The organism is Pseudomonas sp. 2hn, from assembly GCF_019646095.1.
In the GTDB taxonomy this organism is placed as follows: domain Bacteria; phylum Pseudomonadota; class Gammaproteobacteria; order Pseudomonadales; family Pseudomonadaceae; genus Aquipseudomonas; species Aquipseudomonas peradeniyensis.
In genome coordinates, this window is sequence record NZ_CP081016.1 from 843,852 (window position 1) to 859,032 (window position 15,181).

A 15,181-nucleotide genomic window follows, 5' to 3' on the forward strand; every position below is an offset into this window, starting at 1 on the left:
ATGAAGTGGCATCAAGTCGCGGACCAATGGCCCTCATGTTGCAACCCGCGCCGTTTCTGGGCTGGAGTTGACTTCGGGGTCCGGTTTTTCGGCGCTGCGCCGTGCCCTTGTAGGAGCGGCCTTGTGTCGCGAAAGGGCTGCGTAGCAGCCCCAGGATTTTGGCGTTGGCTCAAAGATCGCAGGGACCGCCTTGCGGTCCTTTCGCGGCACAAGGCCGCTCCTACAGGGGCCGTGTGCTTCTGCGGTCACTGGAACATGAACAACGTCTCGTTGCTGAACTGCGCCTCGAACTGGTTGGCCGGCATCGGCCGGCCGAACAGGTAGCCCTGTACCTCGTCGCAGCCATGCTCGCGCAGGAACTCCAGCTGCTCGTGGGTTTCCACGCCCTCGGCGATCACCGCCAGGTTGAGGCTGTGGGCCATGGCGATGATCGCCCGGGCGATCTGCGCGTCCTGCTCACCCTCGGGCAGGCCGTCGACGAAGGTGCGGTCGATCTTGAGCACGTCGATGGGGAACTGCTTGAGGTAGTTGAGCGACGAGTAGCCGGTGCCGAAGTCGTCGACCGCGATGCTCAGGCCGAGGTTCTTCAGGCTGTCGAGGATCTGCATGGCCTCGTTGACCTCGCGCATCAGGATGCTCTCGGTCAGCTCCAGCTCCAGGCAGGCCGGGGGCAATCCGGTTTCCTCGAGGATGGTGGCGATGCGCGTGCCCAGCTGGCCGTCGGAGAACTGCCGGGCGGAAATGTTCACCGACACCTTCGGCACCCGCACCTTCTCCTTGTGCCAGGCCTTGAGCTGGCGGCAGGCCTCGCGCAGCACCCAGTCGCCGACGTCGACCACCAGGCCCAGTTCCTCGATCACCGGGATGAAGTCGCCCGGCGGCACCAGGCCGCGGGTCGGGTGGCGCCAGCGCAGCAGCGCCTCGGCGCCGGTCAGGCGCTTGCCGTCGCCGCTGAACTGCGGCTGGTAGTAGAGGATGAACTCGTTCTGTTCCAGGGCATGGCGCAGGTCGCTTTCCAGCTCCAGGCGCTCCAGGGCGCTGGCGTTCATGTCCGTCTGGTAGAACTGGAAGTTGTTCTTGCCGCGCTCCTTGGCGTGGTACATCGCCGTGTCGGCGTTTTTCATCAGCTGGCTGAGCTCGCTGCCGTCCTGCGGGCTCAGGGCGATGCCGATACTGGCGGTGACGAAGAACTCGCGGTTTTCCAGGACGAACGGCGTGACCAGCCCCTCGAGGATGTTCTCGGCGACATGGATGGCCCGGTTGAGCGCCTGCTCGCGGCTGGCCTTGGGCTGCAGCAGCAGGGTGAATTCGTCGCCGCCCATGCGCGCCACGGTGTCGTCGTCGTCGACGCAGGCCAGCAGGCGCTCGGCCATGTCCTTGAGCATGCGGTCGCCCGCGGCATGGCCGAGGGAGTCGTTGATCGGCTTGAAACGGTCGAGGTCGAGGAACATCAGCACCACCCAGGCCTTGTGCCGTTCGGCCTGTTGCAGGGCGGTGTACAGGCGATCCTGGAACAGCGTGCGGTTGGGCAGGTGGGTCAGGGCGTCATAGTAGGCCAGGCGGTGGATGCGCTGTTCGCTGGCCTTGCGCTCGCTGATGTCGGTGAAGAAGCACACGTAGCTGGCCAGGTCGCCCTCGTCGTCGAGTACTGCAGTGATGCCCACCCACGCCGGGTAGTGCTCGCCGTTGCGGCGCTTGAGCCAGACCTCGCCTTCCCAGGTGCCGCGCTGGCTCAGCTGCTTGAGCACGTAGCCCAGCTGGGCGCTCTGCTGCTGTTCGACAGTGAGCATGCCGGGCAGCTGGTCGAGCACTTCGGCCACGGCATAGCCGCTGACCCGGCTGAAGGCCTCGTTGGCCTGGACGATATAGCCGGCCGGGTCAGTGATGAGGATCGCCGAGGTGGAGTGTTCGAACACTGTCGCGGCCATGCGCAGGTCTTTTTCGGCGCGGCGCTGCTGGCTGATGTCGCGGCCCACGCCGAGCACGCCCTCGAAGCGCTCGTGTTCGTCCCACACCAGCACCAGGCGCAGCTCGATGGGGATCTTGCGGCCATCGGCGCGCAGGCAGTCGAACAGGAACAGCTGGGTGGGCAGGGTGCTGCGCAACTGGGCCAGTTGCTCACTGTCGCCCAGCACCTTGCTGACCCGCTCCAACAGGTTGTAGACGCCGCTGAGCTGGGCGGGGTTGGCGACGATCGACTGCCAGCCATTGGCGAAGATCCAGTCGGCCTGGTAGCCCAGCACCGCCTGCACCGAGGGGCTGACGTAGTTCAGCTGCAGTTGGCTGTCGGTGGAGAAGATCACGTCGCTGATGCTCTCGGCGAGCATGCGGTAGCGCTGCTCGCTGTCGCGCAGGGACTCGCTGGCCTCGATCTGCACGGTGACGTCCTTGCCCACGCCGATGATGCGGGTGACCAGGCCCTCGCTGTCGCGGGTCAGCACCTGCTCGCGGATGTCGTAGCAGCGCCAGCCGCCGTCACGGTGACGGAAGCGCAGCTGGCAGTGCAGCGACTCGCCGTAGCTGGTATCGCGCTGCTGCCGGCGCAGGGCGCGGTAGTGCTCGGCGTCGCCGGGGTGCAGGAGCATTTCCCAGAAGCGGTCGCCCATCTGTGCCAGCTCCACGCGGTCGTAGCCCAGGGTCTGGCCAAGGTGGCGGTTGCTGAAGATCATCCGCTGGCTGTTGACGTCCTGCACGTAGAGCTGGTCTGGCACGGTGCGCACCACGTCCGACCAGAAGCCTTCGCGTTCCAGCAGCGACAGTTCCACCTGCTTGCGGCTGGTGATGTCGCTGATGCTCAGGATCACCGCCTGGTAGTCGCGACGCTGCTGGGGCAGGCGGGCCATCAGCCACAGGTGCAGCTCACCGCCCAGCGGGGCGGGCAGGCGCACTTCCAGTTCAAGCTGCTGGCGTTCTTCGATCAGCGCGTCGATCAACTGCATGCCGACACTGTCGCGGCTGTCGCCGCTGCCCTCGATCAGGCGCTGCCAGGCGCCTTCGTGGCAGTCGACGTTGAGCAGCTGGCGCGCCACCTGGTTGATCTCGGTGATCTTCAGTTCCGCCAGCAGCGTGCGGCGCAGCCTGGTGTCCAGCGCCAGGCTCTGCTTGAGCGCGGCGCGGTTGCGCAGGTGGTAGCGGTCGAGCTGGCCGGGCAGGCTGGAGAGGTCGAGCACGCACAGGGCCACGCCGGTGCCCTCGAAAATTTCCTGGTAGCGTCGGCGATCTTCCTGCAGGGCGCGCTGGCGGCGGCGCATGTTGATCAGCGCCAGCACCGGCAGCAGGGCGCAGAACAGCACCAGCACGCACTTGCCGATCAGCGCCGGCAGCAGTTGGTCACGGGCAAGGCCGGCGTCGAACAGGCCGCGCAGCTGCCAGGTGCTGTTATCGATGAACGCGAGCATCACGCTCTGCAACGGCTCGTTGCTGGTCTGGCGCTGGCCGTGGTGCTGGATGATCTCGCCGCTGCGGCTGTTTTCCAGCAGCCACAGGGGATGGGTGGGGCCGTCCAGGTGGCGGGTCAGCTCCTGGTAGTAGTCCGGGCTCAGGCGCAGCAGCCAGTAGCCGCGGTCCTGCTCGGTCGGCTGGCGCAGCAGCAGGTACACCCGCTGGTTGTCGGCACCGTTGCCATAGAAGAAGCCGCGGCCCTGATTCAGTTGCAGGAGGTCGTCAATCAACTGACGGTCCGGCGTGCCGTCGAGGCTGTCACTGCGCACCTGCCCGGTGGCGTCGAGCCAGGCGAGGTCGCGCAAGGCCGGCAGGCGCGCCTGCAAGGTGCTGATCAGGCTCGGCAGGGCGGCGGGCGCCGGTGGTTTGACGTAAGGCTGGACCAGGTTCAGCGATTGCTGGGCCTTGAGTGCCATGTTCAGGCTCAGGTGATCGGCCAGTTCGGCGCTGGTCGCCAGGCTGTGCTGGCGCAGGTCGGCCTGGGTATGGCGGAACTGGGCGAACAGTTGCCACAACAGCAAACCCAGCAAAACCAGGGCGAGCAGGGCCAGCGCCCCCTTGAGCGAGCCACGCAGGTGTGTGCCGGCCGAGGTATCGGCAGGCCGCAGGGATGACGGTTGCGTGAGATTGGTCAAGCGTTGGGTCCTGCGATTTGGCTGGCGATGGCAGGGGTTGCGTCCTCGCAGCATGCACGGCGCGTGCCGTGGTCGCTGGGCGCACTATAAGACGCACGCGAGAAGCCGACTAGCATGCCCGCAAACATGGCAAAGTGCCAGTCTGCTTGTCGGCGACCCGCCCGGCAGCCGGTCATGTCGGTTCGGCAAGCCCCTGCAACCTGTGCGAGAATGCCGCCCGCTTCATAGTCAACGCAACGGAGATGTACGGTTTTGGTTACCCACTATTCCACCAATGGCCTCGATTCCGCCTGTGGGCGCAGCAGTCAGACCCTGGTCAGCACTGCCGTGACCGAGGACGTATCCTGCAAGACCTGCCAGCGTTCGCTGGCCAAGCCGGACACGGCTGCCGCCAGTGCCAACAAGACGCCGTCGCTGGCCGAACTGCGCAAGCAGGCCAAGCCCGCCATCGAGGCCGTCGCCCCGGCGCCTGCCAAGCCTGCTGCCGCGCCCGCCAAGGTCGCGAGCAAGCCCGCCGCCAAGGCTGCTGAAAAACCTGCCCGCAGCGGCGGCTTCAGCGTCAAGGCCGCCTGGGCCGCGCGCCTGGCCGAGCAGTCGGACCGTTGCCGCCTGCCGCGTGGCAAGGTCAAGCAAGCGCACGTCTGAGCCTGCGTCACCTCGATCGCGGGTCAAGTCCGCTCCCACGCAACAACACCTTGGCGTGGGAGCGGGCTTGACCCGCGATAGCCGCCGAACGGCGCCGCCATCTACCCATCTGTGCAACGCCGCGAGTTGGCGTAGAATGGCCCACTTTGTTCAACGACACCCCGTAATCACATCCCCCTGGCCCATGCCGGGGCGCGTGTCTTTACCTATCTGATAGAGGGCTTGGTTTTGGCTCAATACGTCTACACCATGCATCGGCTGAGCAAGGTCGTGCCGCCGAAGCGGGAAATTCTCAAGAACATTTCCCTGTCGTTCTTCCCTGGCGCCAAGATCGGCGTGCTGGGCCTGAACGGCGCGGGTAAATCGACCCTGCTGCGGATCATGGCGGGCGTCGACAAGGAATTCGACGGCGAAGCCCGTCCGATGCCCGACATCAACGTCGGCTACCTGCCCCAGGAGCCGCAGCTGGATCCGACCAAGACCGTGCGTGAAGTGGTCGAGGAAGCGGTCAGCGTGATCAAGGACGCCCAGGCCCGCCTGGACGAGGTCTATGCCGCCTACGCCGACCCGGACGCCGACTTCGACAAGCTGGCCGCCGAGCAGGCCAAGCTCGAGGCCATCCTGCAGGCCGCCGACGGCCATAACCTGGAGCGTCAGCTGGACGTCGCCGCCGACGCCTTGCGCCTGCCGGCCTGGGACGCCAGGATCGAGCACCTGTCCGGTGGCGAGAAGCGCCGCGTGGCCCTGTGCCGCCTGCTGCTGTCGGCTCCCGACATGCTGCTGCTGGACGAACCGACCAACCACCTGGACGCCGACTCGGTGGCCTGGCTTGAGCGTTTCCTCCACGACTTCCCCGGCACCGTGGTGGCGATCACCCACGACCGTTACTTCCTCGACAACGTCGCCGGCTGGATCCTCGAACTGGACCGCGGCGCCGGCATCCCGTACGAAGGCAACTACTCGGGCTGGCTGGAGGCCAAGTCGGAGCGTCTGGCCCAGGAATCCAAGCAGCAGAGCGCCCACGAGAAGGCCATGAAAGAGGAACTGGAGTGGGTGCGCAAAGGCGCGAAAGCCCGCCAGTCCAAGTCCAAGGCCCGTCTGCAGCGCTTCGAAGAGATGCAGTCGCAGGAATTCCAGAAACGCAGCGAGACCAACGAGATCTACATCCCGGCCGGTCCACGCCTGGGCGACAAGGTCATCGAGTTCAAGAACGTCACCAAGGGCTACGGCGATCGCGTGCTGATCGACAACCTGTCGTTCGCCATGCCCAAGGGCGCCATCGTCGGCGTGATCGGCGGCAACGGTGCCGGTAAGTCGACCCTGTTCCGCATGCTGATGGGCAAGGAGCAGCCGGACTCGGGCAGCATCGAGATCGGTGAAACCGTGCAGCTGGCCTGCGTCGACCAGAGCCGCGAGGACCTGGACGGCAGCAAGACCGTGTTCCAGCAGATCTCCGACGGTTCCGACCAGATCCGCATCGGCAGCTACGAGATCCCGTCGCGCACCTACGTCGGCCGCTTCAACTTCAAGGGCGGCGACCAGCAGAAGTTCGTCAAGGACCTCTCCGGTGGTGAGCGTGGCCGCCTGCACCTGGCCCTGACCCTGAAGGAGGGCGGCAACGTCCTGCTGCTCGACGAACCGTCCAACGACCTCGACGTCGAAACCCTGCGTTCCCTGGAAGAAGCCCTGCTGGACTTCCCCGGCGCCGCCATCGTGATTTCCCACGACCGTTGGTTCCTGGACCGTGTGGCCACTCACATCCTGGCATACGAGGACGACTCGAGCGTGGTGTTCTTCGAGGGCAACTACACCGAGTACGAAGCCGACCGCAAGAAGCGCCTGGGCGACGCCGCTGCCCAGCCGCACCGTGTGCGTCACAAGAAACTGGCACAGTAAGCCGGTTTTCGCCGCACCGTAATGGGGCCCTTCGGGGCCCCATTTTTGTGCCTGGAAGATGCTGTTTGTCGTTGTTCGCGTAGGAGCGGGCTTGCCCCGCGATGGCTCGCGTTCAGGCAATCGCGGGGCAAGCCCGCTCCCACGAACCAGTCATTGATTCTGTATACACTTATAGAAAATGCACCAAATAATTTCATAAAAACGACATCTCGCCCTGTTCCAGTGCGATTGGTTCTTGGTACATTCGGGAAAAAACCAAAAACAATCCCTCTTGGTGAGATGTCTACCATGATCGAATCTGTCGACGATTTCCTGGCCCGCCTGCAGCAGCGCGATCCGGCCCAGCCCGAATTCCACCAGGCCGTGGAAGAAGTGCTACGCAGCCTGTGGCCGTTCCTCGAACAAAACCCTCACTACCTCAAGGCCGGTATTCTCGAGCGCATGGTCGAGCCCGAGCGCGCCGTGCTGTTCCGCGTGTCGTGGGTCGATGACCAGGGCAAGGTCCAGGTCAACCGCGGCTACCGCATCCAGATGAGCAGCGCCATCGGCCCGTACAAGGGCGGCCTGCGCTTCCACCCGTCGGTGAACCTGGGCGTGCTCAAGTTCCTGGCCTTCGAGCAGGTGTTCAAGAACTCGCTGACGTCGCTGCCCATGGGCGGCGGCAAGGGTGGTTCGGACTTCGACCCGAAGGGCAAGAGCGACGCCGAAGTGATGCGCTTCTGCCAGGCGTTCATGAGCGAGCTGTACCGTCACATCGGTGCCGACCTTGACGTGCCGGCCGGTGACATTGGTGTCGGCGCCCGCGAGATCGGCTTCCTGTTCGGACAGTACAAGCGCCTGGCCAACCAGTTCACCTCGGTGCTGACCGGCAAGGGCATGACCTACGGCGGCAGCCTGATCCGCCCGGAGGCCACCGGCTACGGTTGCGTGTACTTCGCCGAAGAGATGCTCAAGCGCCAGGACAAGCGCATCGACGGTCGCCGCGTGGCAATCTCCGGCTCCGGTAACGTCGCCCAGTACGCCGCGCGCAAGGTCATGGACCTGGGCGGCAAGGTGATCTCGCTGTCCGACTCCGAAGGCACGCTGTTCTGCGAAGCCGGCCTGAGCGACGCGCAATGGGATGCGCTGATGGAGCTGAAGAACGTCAAGCGCGGACGTCTCAGCGAGCTGGCCGTGCAGTTCGGCCTGGAGTTCCGCAAGGGCCAGACACCATGGTCCCTGCCGTGCGACATCGCCCTGCCATGCGCCACCCAGAACGAACTGAACGCCGAGGACGCCCGTACCCTGCTGCGCAACGGCTGCATCTGCGTGGCCGAGGGGGCCAACATGCCGACCACCCTGGAGGCTGTGGATATCTTCATCGAGGCCGGCATCCTCTATGCGCCGGGCAAGGCTTCCAACGCCGGCGGCGTGGCCGTGTCGGGTCTGGAGATGTCGCAGAACGCCATGCGCCTGCTGTGGACCGCGGGCGAGGTGGACAGCAAGCTGCACCACATCATGCAGTCGATCCACCATGCGTGCGTGCATTATGGGGAAGAGGCTGATGGCAGCATCAACTATGTGAAAGGCGCCAACATCGCGGGCTTCGTGAAGGTCGCCGATGCCATGCTGGCGCAGGGCGTGGTCTGATCTCGGATCGCAGGGGGCCGCTCTGCGGCCCTTTCGCGGCACAAGGCCGCTCCTACAGGGTATTGCGCATTCCTGTAGGAACGGCCTTGTGCCGCGAAAGGGCTGCAAAGCAGCCCCTCAACCCTCAACCTCGATTCCAATAATCTCGATCATCTGATCCCCCGCCGGCCTTCGCCACAACACCTCATCCCCAGGCCCGGCCCCCAGCAACGCCCGCCCCAGCGGTGAACCCCAATTGATCAATCCATGCACCGCGTCAGCCTGGTCCTCACCCACCAGTTGCACCTGATGCTCCCGGCCATCCTCATCGACGAATCGCACCCGGCTGCCAATCTGTACCTTCTCCGTGGACGTGGCCGCAGGCACCACCTGCGCACTTTGTACGCGGGCGTTGAAGTAGCGCAGGTCGCGCTCGGTATCGGCCAATCGCTGTTGGTCGGCCCGCTCGCCCTGCGCCTGCAGTTCGCCGCGCAACGCATTGAGCGCGGCCAGTCGTTGCTGCAACTGGGCAAGACCGGTGGCGGTGACATAGTTGGGCTGGTCGCTGACCCGTCGCTCCACCGGCTGGCTGGCCTGGGCGGCGGCCTGGTCCTCGTTGACGAATGCTCGGCTCATACAGGGGCCTCCTTGTACTGGAGACCATGGTGGCAGGTTGTGGGTTGCATCGGTTGTCCGTTTGCGACGTCACTTGCGGCGATAGGCGCGGGCGGCGTCCTGGTCCTTTTCCTGCTGCCACTCGCGGTCGCGCTCGTCCCAGTAGCGTTCGCGGTATTCGCGCAGGTCTTCGTTGGACTGCATCGCGTGGCACTGGCGAAAGCCGTCGTCCCAGCCGCTTTCGTACTGGCGGTTGTGCAGGTAGCGCGGGACATCCTTGCGAAAGTCGCCGGCCATCAGCCCGGCGGCCTGGCGACCGCTGCTGCAGCCGTCCTGGAAGCCGTCGGCGTAGGCGGGGGGATAGCCCTGGTTGACCATCTGTTCATGGGTGGTCTCGCATCCCGCCAGCAGCAATGCGACACACAGGCCCAACCAATACCGCGACATATCCACAAGACCTTTGACGTAATGGTGGAAAGTCTAGGGGGTGAATTGTCGGCGCGATGTCAAAACGCTGTCGAAGGATTGCGGCGCAGTCGTGGGAGCGGGCTTGCCCCGCGATAAGCCAGCAGACATATCGCGGGGCAAGCCCGCTTCCACGAGGAAGGTCACGTTGATCAGTATTGGTACCACTTGAGCTCCAGCATCACCTCGTTCTGCGCCGTGGCCAGATGACTGAACTGCCGCGAAGCGCTCAACCTCAGCCCCAGGTCCCGGCTGATTTCCCACTGCTGGTTCAGGCTGATGCTGCGCCTTACCTCGCCATTGGTGAAGTAGTCACCCTTGGCCTCCAAGGTCAGGTTGCCCAGCCCATTGCGCCATAGCAGCCCGCCATTGAACCCGGCCGCGGGCGAAATGAATTCGGCGAAATCATTGTGGTGTTCCACCCGCACTGTGCCCAGGGCGAAGCCAAGCAGGTCGTCGCCCAGCTGCCAGGTACCGCCAGCGCCGCCATTGACATGACTGACCAGCACCTCGTCGTCGTGCTTGCCCGGCACCCGCTCCAGGCCCCCGGCAACCTGCCACGACCAGGGCTTGAGCAACTCATTGCGTGGGGTCAGTGAGCGGATGGTGGCCAGGTCCAGGCGCTGCACCTGCCAGTCGTTGCCCTCGTACTGGCGCAGCTTGAGCTGGAGGATCTCGATCTGCGCGCCCAGCGGGAAGCCGTACAGGTTGTCGTTGAGGTCGTGGTAGGCCATGCGCAGGCCGTACTCGGCATAGGCGCGGTCTTCGCGGCTGCCGACGCCCAGTTGCCAGGTGCGCGACTGATGGCCGTCCTCGGGCAGGCCTGGGCGCTCGATCGCCAGCGGTGGCGGCGGGTTGCGGTTGATCGCCCTGAGCAGCTCGAAACTGCGCGCGGCCTGGGCCGGGTCGCGTTCCTGGCCGTTGGCCCGGTAGCGCTCCAGGCGATAGGCGGCATCCTGCACCAGCGCCTGGCGTTCGCGGGGCAGGGCGGTGAAGTCGGGGCTCTGCAACTGAGCGGTATCGGCGCTGATGGCCAGCACCTGCTGTTTTTCCTCATGGTCCAGCGGCTCGGCGCGGGCCAGCAGTTCGCGCTCGCGGGAGGGGCGGTAGCGCACATCGGAGACCAACCCCGATTGCTTGACCGCCTTGACCGTGTCGGTGGGAATGGCGGTCAGCGGGAACTGCGAGGTCAGGTCCAGGCTCGGGCGCGCCACCTGCAGCAGTTCCAGCAGGCGGTAGGAGCAGTTCTCGTCGAAGAAGAAGTAGTCGAACTTGATCTGCTTGAGCTCCCACACGTGCTCGACCATGCGTCCGGTCTCCTCGGGCGTCAGGTCCAACTGGTATTCCCAAAGGTCGCGGTTTTCCAGGCTGCGGTACTCGGACAGCTTCTCTTGGTAGGGCATCATCGCGAACAGCCCGGGATAACCGCCCATCAGGCCTTTCCAGGCGTAGAGGATGCTGTTGTCGCTGCCTTCGATATAGGCGCCGAAGTTGATCGCGTAGCTGAGCAGCGTGGTGTCGTCGCGACGGGTGTTGGACTGGTCGATACGCAGCAGCGTGTGGCCGAACATCGACGACGGGCTGTTGAGATAGGCCGCCGGGAAGATCAGCGTCGCGCTGTGCGGGTCGATGGATGTGTACCAGGTCTTGAACTCCTGGCAGTCCGGGCTCGGCAGGTCGCTGAGGTTCAGCTGTTCGCGCAGCCAGCGGGTACGCGCGGGGAACACGCATTGGGCATGCTTGTCGCCCAGGCTGGTTGGGGCGTACAGGGCGGCGACGGTGGCCTGCAGCTCCTGGTCGGGATGGTGGGCGCCATCCTCGGCGAGGAAATAGCGTTTGTCGTCCACATAGCTGCGCCAGCCGCCGAGCTTGGCGGTTTCGTAGTGCCCGAGGGCGATCCAGTAGGGCGTGGCCGCCAACTGCTGGACGCGGGCCGGGTCGAGCTGTGGCGCGGCATGAATCGGTGCGCTGACGAGCAGCGCCAGGGGAGCGAGGCGTTTGAACATGTCGGGCAACTACATCCTGATGATGCCGGAAGGTGAAGCGCCAAGCCCGCCCCGCTGCCGGGGCGGGAGGCGTGGTACTTAAGCCTCGGTGGCGTACTTGGCCAGTTGTGGGTCGCTCTTGAGCACGGCCAGGGTGTTGGAGTGGACAGTTTCGGCAGTCACGTCGGCGCTGCTGAAGATCTGCTGGAAGTGCTCGTGGGTGACGGCGGCGAAGCGCGCGCGGTCTTCAGGGGCCACACCGAGGACCACGGCATAGGTGGTCAGGGCTTCGCCCTGGCCCTGGGCCATGTCTTCGGAGAGCTCGTTCATCATGCCGTTCATGGCAAACCAGGATTTGCCGCCATAGGTGAGCGCGGCCTTGGTCGAGCAGCCGTTGGTGCCCGAGGTCATGCCGAAGGTTGCGTTGCCGGAGGTGCCGTTGGTGGTGGAAGCCAGGAAGTGGGCCGGTGTGCCGCGCTGGCCCTCGAACAGCAGGTTGCCCCAGCCGCAGTTCGGGCCGCCCGGCGCTTCGGCCATGGCGTTGATCGAGACAGCGGCGAACAGAGTACCCAGAAGAATCCGTTTCATAGCGTTGTTCTCTTTCTCAAGTGACGTACCAATGGTCAGGGTTCTGGCAACGTAGTTGCCAAGGCGGGAGGATTTCCATCCCCCTGCGCAGCTTGGAGTTTAGGCACGATCCAAAGGTTGCGTTGTTTATTGCGAAAAATTGCTTGCGCGATCGGCCATGTTGGGCTGTGACATAAAGTCCCACGGAGCCTTGCCGCTGCGCGCTGGCAGCGCCAGAATGCCTTTCATCCGCCCCGCCGAAGTAAGGAAACCCAATGCCCGATCCTGTCGCCTCGCGCCTGCGTCTCGCGCCCGAAGCCCTGACCCGGCGTTTCTCCGCTGAACAGTTCGCTTTCTCCAACACCGACGACCTGGAGCCGTTTCGTGGCGTCCTGGGCCAGGAGCGTGCCGTCGAGGCCCTGCAGTTCGGCGTGGCCATGCCACGCCCCGGTTACAACGTGTATGTGATGGGCGAGCCCGGCACGGGCCGTTTCTCGTTCGTCAAGCGTTACCTCAAGGCAGAAGGCAAGCGCCAGCACACCCCGGCCGACTGGCTGTACGTCAACAACTTCGAGGACTCCCGCGAGCCCCGTGCCCTGGAGCTGCCGTCCGGCAGCGCCCATGAGTTCATCAACGACATGAACGGGCTGATCGACAACCTGCTGGCCACCTTCCCGGCGGTGTTCGAGCACCCGTCGTACCAGCAGAAGAAGAGCGCCATCGACCGCGCCTTCAACCAGCGCTACGACCGGGCGCTGGACGTGATCGAGCGGGCCTCGCTGGAAAAGGACGTGGCGTTGTACCGCGACAGCAGCAATGTCGCCTTCACCCCCATGGCAGATGGCAAGGCGCTGGACGAGGCCGAGTTTGCCCAACTGCCGGAGGAGGTGCGCGAGCGCTTCCATGAAGACATCGCCGCGCTCGAGGACCGGCTGAACGAGGAGCTGTCCAGCCTGCCGCAGTGGAAGCGCGAGTCGAGCAACCAGTTGCGCCAGCTCAATGAAGAGACCATCACCCTCGCCCTGCAGCCGCTGCTGGCGCCGCTGTCGGAGAAATACGCGGAAAACGCCGCGGTGTGCGCCTACTTGCAATCGATGCAGTTGAACCTGCTGCGCACCGTGGTCGAACAGCTGGTCGACGACAGCAAGACCGACGCCGTGGCGCGCAAGATGCTCGAAGAGCAGTACGCGCCCAACCTGGTGGTTGGCCATCCCGGAAAGGGCGGGGCGCCGGTGGTGTTCGAGCCGCATCCGACTTACGACAACCTGTTCGGCCGCATCGAATACAGCACCGACCAGGGCGCGTTGTACACCTCCTACCGCCAGCTGCGCGCGGGGGCATTGCACCGCGCCAATGGCGGCTTCCTGATCCTGGAAGCGGAGAAGATGCTCGGCGAGCCGTTCGTCTGGGACGCCCTCAAGCGCGCCCTGCAATCGCGCAAGCTGAAGATGGAGTCGCCGCTGGGCGAACTGGGCCGCGTCGCCACCGTCAGCCTGACGCCGCAGGTGATCCCGCTCAGCGTCAAGCTGGTGATCATCGGCTCGCGCCAGCTGTACTACGCGCTGCAGGACCACGACTCGGACTTCCAGGAGATGTTCCGGGTGCTGGTGGACTTCGACGAAGACATGCCGATGGTTGACGAGAACCTGGAGCAGTTCGCCCAGCTGTTGCGCACCCGCACCAACGAAGAAGGCATGGCGCCGCTGACCAGTGACGCGGTGGCGCGCCTGGCCACCTACAGCGCGCGCCTGGCCGAGAACCAGTCGCGGCTGTCGGCGCGGATCGGCGATTTGTTCCAGCTGGTCAGCGAGGCGGATTTCATCCGCCAGCTGGCCAACGAGGCCATGACCGACGCCGGCCACATCGAGCGCGCGCTCAAGGCCAAGGCTCAGCGCACCGGGCGGGTCTCGCAGCGGGTGCTCGACGACATGCTCGCCGGGATCATCCTGATCGATACCGAAGGCGCGGCAATCGGCAAGTGCAACGGCCTGACCGTGCTCGAGGTCGGTGATTCGGCGTTCGGCATGCCAGCGCGGATTTCCGCCACGGTCTATCCGGGTGGCAGCGGCATCGTCGACATCGAGCGCGAGGTCAACCTCGGTCAGCCGATCCACTCCAAGGGGGTGATGATCCTCACCGGCTACCTGGGCAGCCGCTATGCCCAGGAGTTCCCCCTGGCTATTTCGGCGAGCATCGCCCTGGAGCAGTCCTACGGCTACGTCGACGGCGACAGCGCCTCGCTGGGCGAGGCCTGCACGTTGATCTCGGCGCTGTCGCGCACCCCGCTCAAGCAGTGCTTCGCCATCACCGGCTCGATCAACCAGTTCGGCGAGGTACAGGCGGTCGGCGGGGTCAACGAGAAGATCGAAGGCTTCTTCCGCCTCTGCGAGGCCCGTGGCCTGACCGGCGAGCAGGGCGTGATCATCCCGCGGGCCAACGTCGCCACGTTGATGCTCGACGAGCGGGTGGTACAGGCGGTCGAGGCCGGGCGCTTCCATGTCTACGCCGTCAGCCAGGCCGACGAGGCGCTGAGCCTGCTGGTCGGCGAGGAAGCCGGCGCGGTCGACGACAAGGGCGAGTTCGCCGAGGGCAGCGTCAATGCCCGGGTGGTCGAGCGCCTGCGGGTGATCGCCGAGATGATCAGCGAGGAAGAGATCAAGGAGGCCGAGAAGGAGCGCATGGAGGAGGTCATCGCCCAGGCCAAGCCTGCTTGAGTCAATAAACCGGCGTTGGCGGCCATGTGCTACCGTTCAGCGCCGGTTTTCCAACTTTTTCCTCGGGTCGGCTAAAGTGGAACTTAAGGACGTTGTCAGGGTTCAGGATGGAAACAGCCTGAGGGTTTCAGGCTGAACAGGGCTTTACAGAGGGGACGCCGCCATGCGCAACCTCAGCCTCACCCGCCAGTGCCTGGGCCTGGTGACCCGCATCGAATGCAGCATCCGTCCGCTGGCCGGGGACAACGGCATGTGGACCTTGCTGTTCGCCGCCGGCATGGCCGGTGAACAACCCTCGGCGATCAAGGCCCAGGGCCCGTTCCATGGGCCGATGGTGGCCGAGTCGGTGATGAACGCCATCGTCGACAGCCTCACCCTTCATGGCTATCAGGTCGCGGAAGACCCGCAGATCTGGTGCCTGCACCTGCAGGCGCAGTTGCGTCGGATCAACGGTGAGCGGTGCCGCAATCTTGGGGACTATCAGTTCCATCCGGAGACCTGAGCGTTTTTCCTGTGCAACCAGGTTCCCGTGGGAGCGGGCTTGCCCCGCGATAAAGGCCCGACCTGGCCATTGTGACAGCGTGGCTGGCGCCATCGCTGTGCAAGCCCG

Annotated in this window: 10 protein-coding genes; 5 read left to right on the forward strand and 5 right to left on the reverse strand. The window is 65.1% G+C overall.

From position 1 onward, the window contains the following. Positions 1–245: 245 nt before the first annotated feature. On the reverse strand, positions 246–4,076 hold the full coding sequence (locus K2O50_RS03940) for a GGDEF and EAL domain-containing protein (RefSeq protein ID WP_050706902.1): 3,831 nt from the start codon (positions 4,074–4,076) through the stop codon (positions 246–248). Positions 4,077–4,328: 252 nt separating this feature from the next. Here K2O50_RS03940 and K2O50_RS03945 point away from each other — a divergent pair, with 252 nt between their 5' ends. The 3 genes from K2O50_RS03945 (at position 4,329) to gdhA (ending at position 8,246) form a co-directional block, all read left to right on the forward strand. After that, positions 4,329–4,721, forward strand: coding sequence for a hypothetical protein (locus K2O50_RS03945; RefSeq protein WP_050706901.1), 393 nt, complete (start codon positions 4,329–4,331; stop codon positions 4,719–4,721). 228 nt (positions 4,722–4,949) lie between these two features. Next, entirely contained in the window at positions 4,950–6,617 is a 1,668-nt protein-coding gene (ettA, locus tag K2O50_RS03950) for an energy-dependent translational throttle protein EttA (protein WP_050706900.1), read from the forward strand. A 288-nt stretch (positions 6,618–6,905) separates the two neighbouring features. After that, positions 6,906–8,246, forward strand: coding sequence for an NADP-specific glutamate dehydrogenase (gene gdhA, locus K2O50_RS03955; RefSeq protein WP_050706899.1), 1,341 nt, complete (start codon positions 6,906–6,908; stop codon positions 8,244–8,246). A gap of 117 nt (positions 8,247–8,363) precedes the next feature. Here the strand turns inward: gdhA and K2O50_RS03960 are convergent, their stop codons facing one another. From K2O50_RS03960 to K2O50_RS03975, 4 genes are all read right to left on the reverse strand, one after another. After that, positions 8,364–8,861 (reverse strand): GreA/GreB family elongation factor, encoded by a 498-nt coding sequence (locus K2O50_RS03960; RefSeq protein WP_220689973.1) that lies wholly within the window; start codon positions 8,859–8,861, stop codon positions 8,364–8,366. A gap of 69 nt (positions 8,862–8,930) precedes the next feature. Continuing rightward, on the reverse strand, positions 8,931–9,287 hold the full coding sequence (locus K2O50_RS03965) for a hypothetical protein (protein ID WP_050706896.1): 357 nt from the start codon (positions 9,285–9,287) through the stop codon (positions 8,931–8,933). A gap of 170 nt (positions 9,288–9,457) precedes the next feature. Beyond that, entirely contained in the window at positions 9,458–11,311 is a 1,854-nt protein-coding gene (locus K2O50_RS03970; RefSeq protein ID WP_050706895.1) for a DUF4105 domain-containing protein, read from the reverse strand. Between the two features lie 78 nt (positions 11,312–11,389). Continuing rightward, positions 11,390–11,878: a DUF3015 domain-containing protein gene (locus tag K2O50_RS03975; RefSeq protein ID WP_028691183.1), complete on the reverse strand. Its 489-nt coding sequence runs from the start codon at positions 11,876–11,878 to the stop codon at positions 11,390–11,392. A gap of 254 nt (positions 11,879–12,132) precedes the next feature. Here K2O50_RS03975 and K2O50_RS03980 point away from each other — a divergent pair, with 254 nt between their 5' ends. Both K2O50_RS03980 and K2O50_RS03985 read left to right on the forward strand, forming a co-directional pair. Next, on the forward strand, positions 12,133–14,571 hold the full coding sequence (locus K2O50_RS03980) for a Lon protease family protein (RefSeq protein ID WP_050706894.1): 2,439 nt from the start codon (positions 12,133–12,135) through the stop codon (positions 14,569–14,571). Between the two features lie 163 nt (positions 14,572–14,734). Further along, entirely contained in the window at positions 14,735–15,073 is a 339-nt protein-coding gene (locus K2O50_RS03985) for a hypothetical protein (RefSeq protein ID WP_023631147.1), read from the forward strand. Positions 15,074–15,181 lie beyond the last annotated feature (108 nt).

Bases quoted from the DNA above. Each gene is read 5' to 3' on its own strand.
- gdhA (WP_050706899.1), top strand. From the start codon at position 6,906: ATGATCGAATCTGTCGACGATTTCCTGGCCCGCCTGCAGCAGCGCGAT.
- K2O50_RS03960 (WP_220689973.1), bottom strand. From the start codon at position 8,861: ATGAGCCGAGCATTCGTCAACGAGGACCAGGCCGCCGCCCAGGCCAGC.
- K2O50_RS03965 (WP_050706896.1), bottom strand. From the start codon at position 9,287: ATGTCGCGGTATTGGTTGGGCCTGTGTGTCGCATTGCTGCTGGCGGGA.
- K2O50_RS03970 (WP_050706895.1), bottom strand. From the start codon at position 11,311: ATGTTCAAACGCCTCGCTCCCCTGGCGCTGCTCGTCAGCGCACCGATT.
- K2O50_RS03975 (WP_028691183.1), bottom strand. From the start codon at position 11,878: ATGAAACGGATTCTTCTGGGTACTCTGTTCGCCGCTGTCTCGATCAAC.
- K2O50_RS03980 (WP_050706894.1), top strand. From the start codon at position 12,133: ATGCCCGATCCTGTCGCCTCGCGCCTGCGTCTCGCGCCCGAAGCCCTG.
- K2O50_RS03985 (WP_023631147.1), top strand. From the start codon at position 14,735: ATGCGCAACCTCAGCCTCACCCGCCAGTGCCTGGGCCTGGTGACCCGC.